Here is a 12,510-nt window from a genome sequence, read left to right on the forward strand (position 1 = left end):
CACTATTTCAGGCGCTCGCGGTCGGCTGCAGTAAAGCTTTTGGAGTTGGCGGCAAACTTGCGGATATAAGATTTCAGGGCGCTGTTTTGTGCAGCGTAGCTGCGCAAAAGATATGCTTTGTCCTTTTCTATGGAAGAACGGTAATTGATGATTTTCGGCAGGCTTTCCTGTATGCTGAGGCGGATGAGTCGTAACTCGGCATTGTCCGGATCTTTTTTGATGATTTGCTCCAGCGCGGCGGCACCTTCTTTAATGAGCTTCGTACGCCCCTCACCCTTTGCATATTTAGCTTGAATGATGCGTGCGGCAGCCTTGTATCCTTCCATGGTGTTGCCTTTGCCACCGGCTACCAGCTTCGCAAAACGGTCTGCGTTCAGGCTGGAGGAGTGTGCGGCAGGATATTGTTCGCGCACGGTTTCCAGATCGGTTGCGGCAATCATCCATAAAAAACTGCTGAGGAGCAACAAGATTGTTTTCATATCAGTTATTTTTAAATTGAACTGACATCTTTAAAGCAATAGTCTCGCCAAAACGGGTTACATTTTTTACCCGTACACCATCCTCTTCTTCCTTCAGATCCAGTTCCAAAGACAGGTCCGGGGTTTCTTCCGGATTAATGATGGCCATAAATTTCACATTGGAGGCTGAGCTCAGAAACAACGGGCGTTTCAGGATGTTTTCTGTAAGTTCTTTAATCATCTGAATCATGCACACGCCCGGCGCAACCGGATTTCCGGGAAAATGCCCTCGGAATATTTCATGCTCCGGATTCAGGGTGATTTCGGCGGTGTACAGCCCGTTGCCTGTACAGGATTTTACGGTATAAAAGTCTTTTAATAGGCTCATTGGCTTGGTTTTACTGTGAGTCTCCGGTAATATGAGTCAGCTCTATTTGCAGGGAAATATCTTTGTGAATCAGCTGTACCGCATCGGCGAAGATAGGAGATTTTCCTTCAAAACTGAAAACTAATTGCTCTTTTCCACGGCGCAATTGCTGCAGGTTTGTCAGTAAACCCTCACTATTGTAGTACAAATTTACGGTTCGCCCGTTCTGAGCAGCGGTATAGATGCTTTGTTCCGTATCATCCACCGAGGTCTGTATGTAAAATTTCGGGGTGAGCAGCAGCCGGAAGTCTTGTTCCAGGATTTTGCGAACCACTTTGCGGTCCATTGCCGGAGCAGCATAGTGCATTTGAAATTCCGATTGGGAGATTTCAAAATCCAGCATTTTATTGCCAAAATCCGTGGTGAGAACAACACGGTGTTTTTCCGGACTTATTTTTTTGATGATGAGTAGCCCGCTGAGATTGTGGCCGTAAATCTCCATCCGCATTTTGTACAGATAATCGGTTTTGAGGTCGGAAAAATACAGGTTTTCGGCCGTCGTCAGATGGTCAGGGATTACGTTTGTGCCTGCCGGTCGGTTTGTCGTGCAGGCGCTCAGCGTGAGGAGGTTAATGAGCAAAAACAGATGCAGGAACAGGCGCATTGACTTTGGTGTTTTTAAAATCTATGGTAGTGGTATCGCCGGAGGCTTCCAGCATGGTCACACGGGATGCCGTGGTTTTGCCTATAGGGAACTGTATTTCAACCTGTCTGATGTATTTCAGCAGTTGGGCAGATTTTGGTGTGAACCGGGCAATGTTATGGCTGCCGGTTTTCAGATAGGCAATGCTGAACTCCCGGTCGGTAAAGAGTGTGCCGCTGGCACTGCCCATCATCAGCTTGTTAATCTTTTCAAACATTTTACTGCGGGCATCGGCAGTTGATTTTTTGCCCTGATCGTTGATGTATATTTTGTTGTTTTTAAATTTAATGCTGTATTGATAAGGATGGGTGTAACTCCAGCTGAGCAGATCCGGTGCCTGAAAGGCCATTTTCCCGGAAGTCACAATATCCTTATTTAGAAAATCCATTTTTTTGGTTTGTACGAAATCGTTCTGAAGGGTTTTGAACTGTTTGCCGTCGTAGGTAACTTTATAGACAAAATCTCGAATCTCTGCCTTGGTCATGGCGGTTTGTGAGTGAAGAAAACTGCTGAATAAAACAGTGAATATCAATAAATAAACTCTCATTTTTTATTTAAAATCAAATAGTTGGGACAGCGTCACGCTGCGGTAATTTTCCTGCTCCAAAAATACTAATAATTCTTTCAGTACCCGGTATGTTTTCTCTGAGGTATCATGCAACAGAATCACACTGCCCGGTTTTACAGCCGGGATAATGCGGTTCAGAATCCGGGTTTCGCTGTCCCCGGTGGTATCCAGGGAGCGGATGGTCCACCCCATGCTTTTTTTACCGGTACGTTGTATGGCACGGGCAATATGAGGATTGGTAATGCCAAATGGCGGCCGGTAGAGATCGGTTTTAATCCCGGCATGCTTTTCCATGATTACATCTGCCTTTTCAATTTCGGAAACCATGGCCCGGGTAGAGAGAAATCCTGTTTTTGTTTGGTGCGAAAAGGTATGGTTGCCGATTTCATGTCCGGCATTAATCGTCCTTTTAAAAACTTCCGGGTATTGCTCAATCTGCTTTCCGATGCAAAAAAAAGTGGCTTTCTGGCCATATTGATTGAGTAATTCCAGAAACTTCGGGGTAAGTGGCGTGGGACCGTCATCAAAAGTAAGGGCTACAAGGCGTTCTTCCTGTCCCGGCGGTTTCGTATAATTTTTCAGGAACCAGTTCAGGTCCATGCGGGCCACACCCAGAGTGGTGAGTGCTAAAAAGATAATAACTACCGCTCCGGAAAACCACAAGTTTCTGGTCAGAAAGTAAATAAGTGCCACTGCAATGAGGCAAATCAGTATGGCAAAGCGGTGTTTCAACGAATTTGGTTATAAACGTGCAAATTTAAATAAAAATTACTGCATGTTTCACCTTTTCAGCAAAATCAAATTGTGGTCTTCTCCCAAAAGGTGATTGTAAATCAATATATTGCGGATTTCGGAGGGGGTGTTGCTGTTCATGCGCATCACCTCCGGAATCTGCTGTTTTATTTCAGGATTGCACAAGCCATAAACCTATAATTAAAAGCTTGCCTAAAGGTTTGAGAAGTGAAGTTTACCGGGGTAGGTGCTTGAAATGTAATGCATTAAGTGTTTCTACATGACCTCTGAAAATGATTTGATTATGGAGAAGATGATTGGGAACACTATACGTGATTGATTTTTTTAGCATCTCTTCAGCAAAATCAAACTGTGGTCTTCTCCCAAAAGGTGATTGTAAATCAATACATTGCGGATTTCGGCGGGGGTGTTGCTGTTCATGCGCATCACCTCCGGAATCTGCTGTTCTTTCAGGATTGCACAAGCCATGAACAGTGCAAATCCTGAAGCAGTATTGTATTCCCCGCACAGATGTTTGAAGTATAACTGTGCCGAGCCGCCAAATGCAGGAAGTGCTTCTTTGTAATAGGTATCGCTTGCTGCATCACCGCTGAACCCCGTCAATATTACGTCTATGTCTGAAGGTTGTAATTGGTTTTTAGCTAAAAAACTACGGATGAATTCCGGAACTTCTTCCGGAGTCTGCCGGTTTGTAAAACAGGTGTCTGCCAGTTCTGCCCGGGTATTTTCGGCGCGCCGGGTGTCCAGCACAAAAAATGCAGAACCTTCTCCCCAGATCACACCAGGTGTTTCGGCATTCAGATAATCTGCCGGCAGGTACGCTTCTTTTTTAATGGTACCGTTCAGCTGATACAATTCCATGGTGCGCGCTGCTTTTTCATCGGTACCGCCCACCAGCACAGCGTTCGACTCGCCGTTCTGCAACTGCAGGCTGGCATCCAGCAGACTCATTTCCAGGGAAGAGCCGGTATTGACATAGGTGAAATTGTACGCATGGCAGGACTGCACCAGCGCAATTTGTCCGGCCACGGTATTGTGGGTAGATTGTATAAAATGCGTGGGGGTCAGGAATTCCTCATTGTTTTCAATGACATTTTTCAGAAATTTTTCCGAATCTTCCTCACAACCCATTCCGGTGCCTACAATAATGGCATCGGGCTTTTCCACGCCTGCTTCCGTTAAGGCTTTCTGAGCGGCTACAGAGCTCATTTTTACGGTTTTAGACATCCTTCTGATTAGTGCCGGCGGAATGTATTCTTTGTAATTGGGCGCTATGGCATTCAGGAAAAGGGTGGTGGTATGAGGCTGAAGTTGTTTAAAGTCAAAATCCTCTAAGGTGTCCTGTGCAGAGATGCATTTTGCACTGTTGATGTAAACCGGCTTCATGATTTTGAAAAGATTAAAGTGGAACAGTTGCCCCCGAATCCAAAGGAGTTAGAAAGTATATGGCGAATTTCCTTATGCTGAAGCTCCGTAACCGGTATCAGGTTGAATTCCTTCATTTTGGTCCTGAAGTTAAGGTTCGGGAAGATCACGCCGTGCTCTAAAGCCAGCAGTGAATATACGGCTTCTATGGCTGCCGCCGCCGCCAGGGTATGGCCGGTGAATGCTTTTGTAGAACTGAAATCCGGCACATTTTCTTCGCCGAAAATTCTGATCATGGCGCGCCCTTCAGACAAATCATTATTCGGGGTGGCCGTGCCGTGGACATTGATGTAGTCAATATCTTCCTTTGCCAATCCGGAGATTTTCAGTGCCTGTTCCATGGCCAGAAATGCACCCGTACCTTCTTCTGAGGAAGCGGTCTGGTGGTGTGCATCATTGGCATTGGCATAACCGGTAAGGTATCCCAATACTTTTTTTCTACTTTTTTGAACTGCGGCATCGCTTTCCAGCACCAGGAAGGCCGCTGCTTCGCCCAGGTTCAGACCTTTCCGGTCATCATCAAAAGGGGTATTGTAACGGTCTGTGACAATCATCAGAGTGCTGAAGCCGTTCAGGGTAAATTTGGAAAGTGCATCAGTACCACCCACAATCACACGATCCAGAATTCCGGCCTTAATGAGTTTTGCACCCATCATGATGGCATTGGCAGCAGAAGAGCAGGCTGTGGAAATGGTAGAAACCATACCCCTAAGCCCCAGTTCATTGGCAATGGCATGGGAAGAATGTCCTGCATCATGTGCGGCAATATATTTTTGCTTGTCCGGATGGTCTTCGTAGGAGTAGAAATATTTTTCAGTCACATCCATACCGCCTACACTCGTAGAGGAAATGAGTCCGGTGCGAAGATCGTTGATGCCGGTAATGCCCGCGCTTTGCACGGCTTGTTTTGCAGCAATAATGCCCAATAATGTTGTTCTGGGATAGTTATGACCGGTTGCTACACCCGCTTTTTCTGTCAGTTGGTCATTGGTGAGTTTTATTTCGCCCAGTTTTACGGCTCCGCGGTGCCGGGTTTCCAGGATTTCGATATCAGAAATGCCGTGCCGGGAGTGGATTAAAGACTGATAGTTTTCTTCGGCATTGTTCCCGATACACGATATAATGCCCATACCGGTAATGGCAATTTTCTGACTCATGAAGGTGATTTATCTGTTGGCTTCTATGAACTGAGCCATGGTTTCTATGGATTCAAAGATTTCTTTTCCTTTTTTTGGATCAGAAAGTTTAATGCCGTACTGTTTGTCCAGCAATACGATGAGTTCCAGCGCATCTATGCTGTCCAGACCCAGACCGCCGCCGAAGAGGGGTGCGTCATTGGCAATATCTTCCGGAGATACATCTTCCAGATTCAGTACTTCTATAATTTTGTGTTTGAGTTCTTCTCTTAAATTTTCCATTGTTTTTCTATAAGGTCAACAAATATACAAAACCTTTATAATTTTCCTGAAACATTTCTGCCCATCCGCAGAGTACCTGCGTGGCTTTTCCGCTTTTCAGAAGGTTTTCACTGTATTTTTTTAAAAATGTCTCATCATATTCATCCAGCACAAAAAAAGCATTTTCGGTCTGTAAACCGTGTCGGATGCTGATTTCACCAATGCAGATATTGGGCAATGTGTACACAAATACGGCGGGACTGGGGAAATAATCATCCGGTGAGTTGATGCTCTGCTGATATTTCAAATCGGTATCCAGACTTGCTGAACGGTTGGCCAGCACCAGTGCCGTGTTTTTGTGCTTCTCGTCACGCAGCAGAACTTCGGCGGCCAGAAAGGCAAGTTTGCTCAGCGCATCCATTTTATGGAATTTCGGATAATCGGTTTTCAGATGTTTATAGGCGGCTTTGGCAAAATCATGAAATGAAGTTCCGGCGGCCGTAAACAGGGTGTTACCATTCAGTTCGATTTTTGAATTTTCGATAAGACAGGTTTTCTGTACAGTCATGGCTTGTGTTTTTTGAGGATTACTGCGGCATTGCACCCCCCGAATCCCGAGGCGGTTTTCAGGATATAATTTGTTTCCTTCTCCAGATGTTCCGTGAGGATATTCAAAGGATGAGAAACTCCGGATTCCCGGTAATTTTTGGAGGCGATCAAGGTATTTCGTTTTGCGCTTTCCATGGCCAGTACGAGTTCCAGCAGACCTGCCGCTCCCAGCGTATGACCGTAGAAGCCTTTCAAGCTGTTTACCGGTACTTGCTGCAATCCGGCTCTGGTAAAGGCAATGCTTTCCATTTCATCATTGTACACAGTAGCCGTGCCGTGTGCCGATAGATAGTCTATGGCCGCTGCAGGTATGCCGGCTTCCCGAAGCGCATTGGTGATGCTGAGGTACAGTCCTTCGCCCGTGCGCGATGGTCCGGAAATATGATTGGCGTCATTCACTGCGCTTTCACCGCATATTTCGAAAAAGATTTCATTTTCGGGAACCGTGGTGGTTACATACACTGCCGCTGTGGCCTCACCGATGGAAATGCCGTTCCGCGACGCATCATATGGTTTGCAGGGTTCAGGACTCAGAGCCTGGAAGGAGTTGAAGCCGGAAAGTACAAATTCAGAAACTTCATCTCCGGCAATGACAAAGGCATCACGGTACATGCCGCTTTCCAACAGGTTTTTGGCAAGAGATACCGCCATCACTCCGGAGACGCATGCATTGGAGATGATCACCGGTCTGGTGCTGAAGGCAAAAAAATCTGCGATGCGCTGTGCCAGTACCGGGAGGTAAGATGCTTCCGGCGGAAATGCGCAATTTTTCAGGTGGCTTATATTTCCTTTGGTGGTAGAGAGAATCAGCACCGAATCCGGTGAAACGGTATGTTTCTCGATCAATGGTTTCAGGCTCAGCATCAGCATTTTTTCCAGTCGGGTAAAGGAAGGATGGTCAAAATTGTCCCGGAATTTCTCATTCAGCGCATCATCATCCATGCGTGAGGCCAAAAATGACGGCTGGCCCTCAATGAGGGTGTGGTTTTTTATTTCGGAATGGCCTGCCAGAAGCTGCTGCCAGTTGGTATCGGTGTCAAATCCCAGTGGCGTCACACACCGGCCTTCGGTGATATAGGTTTTTATGGCAGACATCAGTTTAGTTTCATTTTAGATTTCCAATCCGCAAAAAACGGCGGATTATACAATTGCAGATCTCCGTTCTGATCGATGAAAACCTGAGTCGTCTCGCCGGCGCACACCCGTTGATTGGTTTCATTAAACAATTCGTAACAGAAGATCATTTTGGCGCTGTTGCTGTTCATGAAAGTGGTTTCTATGCGTACAATTTCGCCATATTTCAGGGGGAGAAAATGCTCGGTGGTGGTTTTCACAATGGGGGTGGCAAATCCGTTGCGCTGCACATCCAGATAGGTAAGTCCGTGCTCTCGCCCGAATGCCTCGCGTCCGTCTTCAAAGTAAACGATATAATGTCCGTGCCATACAATGCCCAGCGGGTCGCATTCATTGAACCGGACCCGGGTGGTATGGCTGTTTTTCAGCAAAATGTCAGATGGAGTTTTTCTTTCTTTCATAGAGTAAGGCAATAAAAACAGTGATGCAGTAAAAGGCAAAAAGCAGCGCCGTTTTCGGCAGGATGTCGCGGAAGCCGGAGTTGCGCAGAATGATGTCATAATAGGCATTGAGTCCCCAGTTCATAGGAGAAAATTGGGAAATGGTCTGCATGAAGGCAGGCATCATGAACACCGGAACCCAGATCCCGCCGATAGCGGCGAGTATTACCACAGAGGTGGCACCCATGGGGGCAGATTGTTCCTGAGTATCGGTAAGGGTGCCCAGCAAAATTCCGAATCCTATGGCTGCCAGTCCGGCAAAGAAGGTGACGAAAAGCAGCTGCGGCATATTCCCGCCGATTTCAAATGTGGGCAGTCCGATGAGCGGAAACAGAAAGACACCCACGGCCAGCATCAGCAGAAATTGAATCATGCAGATGATGAGGTAGGTAAAGGTTTTGCCCAGTACATGAACTACATACGGCGTATGGCTGGTAAGGATCCGCACCATGGTTCCCTGATTTTTTTCTTTCACCAGATTGATGGAAAGCGGGACCACGATGAAGAAAATAGCAAACAGCGCCCAGGCAGGAACATTGTGCTGTACCGAGTTGGGCAGGGCATCCTCATGACTGGCAGGCGTGATTTCTTTAAAACTGATGAATTTCTGATTCAGGGACAAATCCTCTTCTGTGCCCAGTTCTTCCTGAAAAGCTGCATAAATCTTCTGATTTTCTATGGTAGCCAGCATTTCATTCACCGAACTCCGCACGCCACTTTTGAAACCGGCACTGGTTACCGGGTCAAAATACAGATGGATTTCACGGTTTTCGGGCAATGGTTTGGTAGCTGCTGCCGAATCGGTTTCGCCTACGCCCATAGAACTGATGATGCTCTGAACTTTGGAATCAATACTGAGGTTCATGTTCCGGGTCAGGTTTTCGGGGATGACGATGGCCATCTGATACTCGCCACCAAAAACGGCATCTCTTGCAGTCTCTTCTGTGAATTTTCCGCTTATCAGCTCAAAGGTATCATTGTGCATCAGCCCTTTGCGGATGATTTCCGAAACATCAGAACGGTCGTGATCTACCAGAATGAGCGGAATTTTGGATCCTTCTAAGTTTTTGAAGGTGCCATCCTGAATGAGGGTGATGGTGACAATGAGAACCAGCGGCATGAAGAAAATAATGACAATGCCGCCCAGATCCCGTTTCAGTAGCAGGATTTCTTTCCAGAGTGCGCGTCTTAGTTTATATAGCATCTCGTAGGTCTTTTCCGGTGAGTGTAATGAAAACGTCTTCCAGATTGCGGGCTTCCGGTGTGGAGGCAATCAGTGCCGCCGGACTGCCTTCCGCGTATATTTTTCCGTGGTCTATGATGGCGATTTTCGTGCAAAATTCCTCGGCCTCCTGCAGATGATGAGAGGTGTACACAATGCTCATGCCCTGCTGGTTCAGTTCCTGCAGATATTCTATAATCATGCTGCGGGACTGCACATCTACCCCTACGGTAGGTTCGTCCAGAAAAAGAATCCTGGGCTGGTGCATAATGCCGGCCACCAGATTGCACCGACGCTTCATGCCTCCGGAGAAATGCTCTATTTGTTTGTCTGCAAAAGCGCTGAGGCCTACACGGTCCAGCATTTCGTTTATGGTGTGTTTTAGGGTCTCATGTTTCAGACCGTAGAGTGACCCGAAGAACATCAGGTTTTCCCTGGCGGTCAGCGTGGGGTAGAGTGCGTATTCCTGTGGCACAATGCCGGTGATTTTCTTCATGTCATTCAGCCGGTCTTTGGGCGATAAGCCGCAGAGGGTGTAGTGGCCGGCGGTAGGCTTTATAAGCCCGCAAAGCATGGAGATGAGGGTGGTTTTCCCGGCACCGTTGGGTCCCAGGATGCCGTAAATTTCACCCTGGGCGATCTGCAAGGAAACATTCTGGACAGAGAAATCTGCCGCATTCTTATATTTCTTGTAGAGCTGGTGAATTTCAATAATGGGTGTAGCCAAAGTCTGATTTTTTCAGCCTGCAAAATACTGAATAATTGTGAAGCGGAGAAAAGTAATAGTTGCAGAAAGTAATTTTTGCTAATCGATTATAAACTATGAGTGAATGCACGCAATACTGTATTAATTCTTGAAAGATTGTTATATCCACTTGTATTTTCGAAAATTTTTATTAAAAATCTATTCATTTATAAGAAAATTTATATTATCTTTATTAAATCGAAACATTAAAAAAATTAGATTATAAAAAAAGTATTTTACTGTATCAGTATTTTGAGTTTGCATGCGGATCAGCTGACCCAGATAATGGTTCGTGGTTTTCGCTCCTTTTTTATCGGCCCATTTCGGGATGCTGCGCGCTACCCACCGGATGGCTTTCACACCAATTAGCGGTACAGGCGCCAGCATTTTGTTGCAGGTGTCTTTAATGCCTTTCACTATGGCACCTTTCAGATCCGGATTTTCGCTGATGTATTGCAAAAATCCCCTTCAGATGAAGAGGATTTTGGAGTTATTGGATAAGGTTATTGCTTTGTAAACACTAAGTCCTGACTGACGGGTAAATAAACTTTTAAATCCTGCCCGGAAGGACAATTGGAATCATTGAGTAAACTTGAATTGGGTGAATACTTCCATAAGAATTGATTATTGTTCAATTTTGTGATTTCAATACCACCCCATCCAACACCGCAATTTGTTCCTGAATAGGTAAAGAGAACAGAATTACCATTATCTTCTGTTTTGTAACTGTAAATCGCATGTTTGTCGTACGTTGTATTAAAATTTAAATTTTGGGTATCTTGTAAAATTAAAACTTCGTTTTCCGTTTTTATCGTATAACGAATGGAAAGCATATCCTGATAAATATCAAGAGTATTATTTAATTTATTGATACTTTTTGATATGTAAAAAGTGTATGATTTTCCGTCAAATGCAGCCTTCCAGGTACCTACTAAGGTGTCCAGATCTTGGTTAAGATCCTTCATGTACGAATGAGTGGGCAATGTGTAGGGATTCGAGTTCAGGGGATGTATTTGTTGAGCTTTAATAGAGATATTTATTAATAGCACTACTAAAAGTATTTGATATTTTTTTATTGTTTTCATATTTAATTACATATTATGGGTAAATTAATGCTGCCATCAGCATCTTGTGTAATATTTATGATTGTGCTATTGTTTTCAATTCTTTGCAAAGTTATTAAACTTTCAAGACCCATATCCTGCAAAGTTTTGAAAAATACTTTTTCTCTACCTTCTTGATTAATGAAACCATTGTCCGGTACATTTTTATAAGCGTCTCTTAAAGTTCGTTCAAACATAGTTTGATTAGTGCTCCATTTTCTTAATTTATTTTCGGAAAACGGAAGTTGCAAATTTTGCATTTGTGCTGGGGTTCCGGTAAATCGGATTACATAATGAATATACTTTATACCACCGGGACAATTGGCACAAGGTTCTTTTGCTATTAGTCCTACATAGCCATTGCTTATATGGCTGGAAGGTGTCTGGACAAGTGCATAGTCAATTAAACTAGCTATGTCTTTTGGTGAAAAAATGTTTATGCTTCCAAGTCCATTAGGATGAACATGGTAGACACCATAATGTCCCATTGCTGGTCCTGACGTAGTAGAATATTCACCAACGGTTGTCATAGAAATATTACCATTGAAATCTTCTGTAAAACCTGTTTCATTTTTTTCCGCCTCCGGCGTATCTAAGAACTCTATTAAATCCTCAATGCCTTCCTCAACATTTGAATTTTCTAAAGTGTTCTTAGTTTGAGTACATATGTCTTTAGGTTTTCCGGGTATAATAATCACACCAGAACCATCATTACAATGTGCCGATACTTTTTGTGCAGTTTCATCCTCGTGCTCAACAAGATAAATATAATCGTTTGTGCAATTATTGTAATATCCAACTGTTTTTTCCGGATCTTCAGCGAATTGATCAATACTGCCGGCTGTGATAATTTCCCAACATCCGGTATCTCCGCCACCTGTGTTAGAGCCAGTATTATTCCCAGGCCAGCCGGGTGCGGAAATAGGGCTCCCCGGATTTCCAGGATATACTGGCTTAGGAGAAGGATAATTTTCGCTTCCGCCAGCACTACCTCATCGCCGTGATAGAGCTGCGGTTCAGCATCTTTGTTAAATAGATCTTGCCTGCAACTACCTGGCAGCACAGCAAGCACTATCATTGCCAGAGCAATGACCCAATTTTTTTCTTCACTTTGTTGTTGTTTAAATGTTCTACAATATTTTTCCGATAGCAGTTTTGATTTTCCGGACAATCAAAACTGGTAACCGAATTGCAAAAATTATAGAATGTTTTTGATTATAAAAGGGGAAAAACACCCTTTTTTACAGTGCATTTTTTTACCATTATGACTAATGTTTTAGAAATTTTATCAGACAAGGATAAATAAAAACTCAAAACGAGCAAATATGCCTGCTGTAAACTTTTCAAATTTTGTACAATGAAAATAGGTCGGCCACTAAAACTAGAGGTAAAAGAATTCGTGAATTACGTTTGCAAAGAAATCACACAAAAAGATTTGGCATTTGAAATTAACGTAGAAATATCACAAATAACAAGAATTGAGAGGGGAGTTATAAATACTTCTATCCTCAATTTGGTAAAGATTTCAAAAGCTTTAAATGTTCATATAGCAGAATTGTTCGTTACGGTTTAACGAAACTGTTTTT

The 12,510-nt window shown here is 44.3% G+C and carries 18 protein-coding genes; 1 reads left to right on the forward strand and 17 read right to left on the reverse strand.

Translation table 11 applies throughout. The annotated features are described in order from the left end of the window. Nucleotides 1–2: 2 nt before the first annotated feature. The 17 genes from LKO26_RS10115 to LKO26_RS10195 form a co-directional block, all read right to left on the reverse strand. On the reverse strand, nucleotides 3–479 hold the full coding sequence (locus tag LKO26_RS10115) for a hypothetical protein (RefSeq protein WP_227587738.1): 477 nt from the start codon (nucleotides 477–479) through the stop codon (nucleotides 3–5). 1 nt (nucleotide 480) lies between these two features. Next, nucleotides 481–846, reverse strand: a complete 366-nt coding sequence (locus LKO26_RS10120) for a 3-hydroxyacyl-ACP dehydratase (protein ID WP_227587739.1) — start codon at nucleotides 844–846, stop codon at nucleotides 481–483. 10 nt (nucleotides 847–856) lie between these two features. Beyond that, a complete protein-coding gene (locus tag LKO26_RS10125; protein ID WP_227587740.1) occupies nucleotides 857–1,489 on the reverse strand; it encodes a hypothetical protein in 633 nt (210 codons plus the stop codon). Then, on the reverse strand, nucleotides 1,455–2,075 hold the full coding sequence (locus LKO26_RS10130) for an outer membrane lipoprotein carrier protein LolA (protein ID WP_227587741.1): 621 nt from the start codon (nucleotides 2,073–2,075) through the stop codon (nucleotides 1,455–1,457). The genes LKO26_RS10125 and LKO26_RS10130 overlap by 35 nt, the downstream gene beginning before the upstream one ends. A gap of 3 nt (nucleotides 2,076–2,078) precedes the next feature. Beyond that, the gene (locus LKO26_RS10135) at nucleotides 2,079–2,828 is read right to left on the reverse strand and encodes a polysaccharide deacetylase family protein (protein ID WP_227587742.1); all 750 of its coding nucleotides are present in this window, start codon (nucleotides 2,826–2,828) and stop codon (nucleotides 2,079–2,081) included. A 345-nt stretch (nucleotides 2,829–3,173) separates the two neighbouring features. Next, complete coding sequence (locus LKO26_RS10140; protein ID WP_227587743.1) at nucleotides 3,174–4,235, reverse strand: beta-ketoacyl synthase N-terminal-like domain-containing protein; 1,062 nt, start codon at nucleotides 4,233–4,235, stop codon at nucleotides 3,174–3,176. Continuing rightward, nucleotides 4,232–5,431: a beta-ketoacyl-[acyl-carrier-protein] synthase family protein gene (locus tag LKO26_RS10145; protein ID WP_227587744.1), complete on the reverse strand. Its 1,200-nt coding sequence runs from the start codon at nucleotides 5,429–5,431 to the stop codon at nucleotides 4,232–4,234. Before LKO26_RS10145 ends, LKO26_RS10140 begins: the two co-directional genes overlap by 4 nt. 9 nt (nucleotides 5,432–5,440) lie before the next feature. Further along, nucleotides 5,441–5,692: a phosphopantetheine-binding protein gene (locus LKO26_RS10150; protein WP_227587745.1), complete on the reverse strand. Its 252-nt coding sequence runs from the start codon at nucleotides 5,690–5,692 to the stop codon at nucleotides 5,441–5,443. A gap of 7 nt (nucleotides 5,693–5,699) precedes the next feature. Continuing rightward, entirely contained in the window at nucleotides 5,700–6,239 is a 540-nt protein-coding gene (locus LKO26_RS10155; RefSeq protein ID WP_227587746.1) for a 3-oxoacyl-ACP synthase, read from the reverse strand. After that, entirely contained in the window at nucleotides 6,236–7,375 is a 1,140-nt protein-coding gene (locus LKO26_RS10160) for a beta-ketoacyl synthase N-terminal-like domain-containing protein (RefSeq protein WP_227587747.1), read from the reverse strand. The genes LKO26_RS10155 and LKO26_RS10160 overlap by 4 nt, the downstream gene beginning before the upstream one ends. Next, the gene (locus tag LKO26_RS10165) at nucleotides 7,375–7,815 is read right to left on the reverse strand and encodes an acyl-CoA thioesterase (RefSeq protein ID WP_227587748.1); all 441 of its coding nucleotides are present in this window, start codon (nucleotides 7,813–7,815) and stop codon (nucleotides 7,375–7,377) included. Before LKO26_RS10165 ends, LKO26_RS10160 begins: the two co-directional genes overlap by 1 nt. Beyond that, nucleotides 7,790–9,058, reverse strand: a complete 1,269-nt coding sequence (locus tag LKO26_RS10170; protein ID WP_227587749.1) for an ABC transporter permease — start codon at nucleotides 9,056–9,058, stop codon at nucleotides 7,790–7,792. The genes LKO26_RS10165 and LKO26_RS10170 overlap by 26 nt, the downstream gene beginning before the upstream one ends. Continuing rightward, complete coding sequence (locus LKO26_RS10175) at nucleotides 9,048–9,803, reverse strand: ABC transporter ATP-binding protein (RefSeq protein WP_227587750.1); 756 nt, start codon at nucleotides 9,801–9,803, stop codon at nucleotides 9,048–9,050. The genes LKO26_RS10170 and LKO26_RS10175 overlap by 11 nt, the downstream gene beginning before the upstream one ends. Before the next feature lie 177 nt (nucleotides 9,804–9,980). Continuing rightward, nucleotides 9,981–10,280 (reverse strand): DUF4872 domain-containing protein, encoded by a 300-nt coding sequence (locus LKO26_RS10180; RefSeq protein WP_317206382.1) that lies wholly within the window; start codon nucleotides 10,278–10,280, stop codon nucleotides 9,981–9,983. Nucleotides 10,281–10,324: 44 nt separating this feature from the next. Continuing rightward, entirely contained in the window at nucleotides 10,325–10,906 is a 582-nt protein-coding gene (locus tag LKO26_RS10185) for a DUF6705 family protein (RefSeq protein WP_227587751.1), read from the reverse strand. Nucleotides 10,907–10,908: 2 nt separating this feature from the next. Then, nucleotides 10,909–11,622, reverse strand: a complete 714-nt coding sequence (locus LKO26_RS10190) for a hypothetical protein (protein ID WP_227587752.1) — start codon at nucleotides 11,620–11,622, stop codon at nucleotides 10,909–10,911. Next, nucleotides 11,619–12,095 carry a hypothetical protein gene (locus LKO26_RS10195; protein ID WP_227587753.1) on the reverse strand — a complete coding sequence of 159 codons (477 nt, stop codon included), beginning with the start codon at nucleotides 12,093–12,095 and terminating at the stop codon, nucleotides 11,619–11,621. The genes LKO26_RS10190 and LKO26_RS10195 overlap by 4 nt, the downstream gene beginning before the upstream one ends. A gap of 186 nt (nucleotides 12,096–12,281) precedes the next feature. Here LKO26_RS10195 and LKO26_RS10200 point away from each other — a divergent pair, with 186 nt between their 5' ends. Beyond that, on the forward strand, nucleotides 12,282–12,497 hold the full coding sequence (locus LKO26_RS10200; protein WP_227587754.1) for a helix-turn-helix domain-containing protein: 216 nt from the start codon (nucleotides 12,282–12,284) through the stop codon (nucleotides 12,495–12,497). The last annotated feature ends 13 nt before the right edge of the window (nucleotides 12,498–12,510 follow it).

Origin of the sequence: Chryseobacterium sp. MFBS3-17, assembly GCF_020687745.1 — a bacterium.
Lineage (GTDB): Bacteria > Bacteroidota > Bacteroidia > Flavobacteriales > Weeksellaceae > Marnyiella.

Excerpts from the sequence above, each read along its gene's own strand:
- LKO26_RS10120 (WP_227587739.1), bottom strand. The coding sequence starts at position 846 with ATGAGCCTATTAAAAGACTTTTATACCGTAAAATCCTGTACAGGCAAC.
- LKO26_RS10125 (WP_227587740.1), bottom strand. The coding sequence starts at position 1,489 with ATGCGCCTGTTCCTGCATCTGTTTTTGCTCATTAACCTCCTCACGCTG.
- LKO26_RS10115 (WP_227587738.1), bottom strand. The coding sequence starts at position 479 with ATGAAAACAATCTTGTTGCTCCTCAGCAGTTTTTTATGGATGATTGCC.
- LKO26_RS10185 (WP_227587751.1), bottom strand. The coding sequence starts at position 10,906 with ATGAAAACAATAAAAAAATATCAAATACTTTTAGTAGTGCTATTAATA.
- LKO26_RS10130 (WP_227587741.1), bottom strand. The coding sequence starts at position 2,075 with ATGAGAGTTTATTTATTGATATTCACTGTTTTATTCAGCAGTTTTCTT.
- LKO26_RS10140 (WP_227587743.1), bottom strand. The coding sequence starts at position 4,235 with ATGAAGCCGGTTTACATCAACAGTGCAAAATGCATCTCTGCACAGGAC.
- LKO26_RS10155 (WP_227587746.1), bottom strand. The coding sequence starts at position 6,239 with ATGACTGTACAGAAAACCTGTCTTATCGAAAATTCAAAAATCGAACTG.
- LKO26_RS10170 (WP_227587749.1), bottom strand. The coding sequence starts at position 9,058 with ATGCTATATAAACTAAGACGCGCACTCTGGAAAGAAATCCTGCTACTG.
- LKO26_RS10200 (WP_227587754.1), top strand. The coding sequence starts at position 12,282 with ATGAAAATAGGTCGGCCACTAAAACTAGAGGTAAAAGAATTCGTGAAT.
- LKO26_RS10150 (WP_227587745.1), bottom strand. The coding sequence starts at position 5,692 with ATGGAAAATTTAAGAGAAGAACTCAAACACAAAATTATAGAAGTACTG.
- LKO26_RS10145 (WP_227587744.1), bottom strand. The coding sequence starts at position 5,431 with ATGAGTCAGAAAATTGCCATTACCGGTATGGGCATTATATCGTGTATC.
- LKO26_RS10160 (WP_227587747.1), bottom strand. The coding sequence starts at position 7,375 with ATGTCTGCCATAAAAACCTATATCACCGAAGGCCGGTGTGTGACGCCA.
- LKO26_RS10165 (WP_227587748.1), bottom strand. The coding sequence starts at position 7,815 with ATGAAAGAAAGAAAAACTCCATCTGACATTTTGCTGAAAAACAGCCAT.